This window comes from Streptomyces sp. NPDC006624 (assembly GCF_040611555.1).
GTDB lineage: Bacteria > Actinomycetota > Actinomycetes > Streptomycetales > Streptomycetaceae > Streptomyces.
Genome location: NZ_JBEXOM010000090.1, coordinates 1 through 1,132, shown reverse-complemented (window position 1 = coordinate 1,132; position 1,132 = coordinate 1). Strand labels below are relative to the sequence as shown.

General features: G+C 57.0%; 1 protein-coding gene. It reads right to left on the bottom strand.

Going from position 1 to position 1,132, the window contains the following annotated elements:
* Positions 1-1,082: RHS repeat-associated core domain-containing protein (locus ABZY20_RS37365; RefSeq protein ID WP_356448009.1), on the bottom strand; the 1,082-nt coding region annotated here is incomplete at its 3' end.
* Positions 1,083-1,132 lie beyond the last annotated feature (50 nt).

The following is a 1,132-nucleotide window of genomic DNA, read 5'->3' as shown; positions in this document are numbered from 1 at the left end:
TCCAGCTTATGTGGCGGGAACTGCGATTGCGCCTGAGCTCTACTCGTCCATATATATTCCCCTGGCAGCGCATAGCACAACTCATACTCCGGATAAGTCTTCTTGCATGTAGTCCTGTCGCACTCTTCCGCAGGTTTGCTCGAAGTGTCACCCAGCACATCCGGCTTGGGAGCGATAGCCACAGCTCCAGCGCCCCCAAGAAGCACGCAGACTGACGGGTCTCGCATGCAATTTGCCCGAAGAGTGTCAAATCCGCCAACGCCAGCGCCCATCAGCCCTGCCGGATCCGTATCGGTCAAAGGCCTCCCTTCTACATAAGCGTACGTCGCCGGACCTGCGGAAATTCCGACGGGATCGCTCTCCAGATAACGCCCAACCGCTGGATCGTAATTTCGGTAGTAATTGTAATGCAGCCCGGTAAGGCCATCATAGATTTGACCGGGCAAGCGCAGATCGAAACCAAATCGGATTCCGTCGGAATCGGGGTCCTCGTTAGCGGAAGAGTTTCCAAACGCCTCCCCCCGCAGGCTCCAGGACCATATCGCTCGGTCTCGAACAGGGTCGATGATCGCCCGCGGCGTCTTCAAATGGTCGGATTCGATGTAAAGTAGACTCGCCGGACCTGCCTCGTACGAAACCAACCCCACCGGCACATCATCAATCCAGATGATCTCTTGAGCGCCGGCCGTCGGCCCATATGCACCCAGCACCTGACCGAACTGCCCGTAAGCGTATCTGATACCCCGGGCCGAGTCATATACGCGCTCGTCCAGTCCGTTATAGGAGTAGCTCCTGATCGTAGCCGCTCCCGCCTCGATAGAAGTCAGCCGTGATTCGCCATCGTACCTGAGCGACATACCCCTCAGAGCAATGGTATTGCCCGCAGCATCATAGGAACGAGAATCGCCGGCTCCGCCCTCGGTCAAGCGATGGCTGTCCGGTGCGTAGACGTAATTCTTGACTCCAGCCGCACTATTAAAAACTGTCCTGTTGCCCGTCGAATCGTAGGCATAACTTTCGATTACCGCACCAGCGACGTCGTCGCGAACGTTCTTCAATCGATTCAGCGAGTCGTAGCCCATGGACAACACAGGGTCGCTCGAAGCGCCGGACCGCACCTTTTCCACATTCC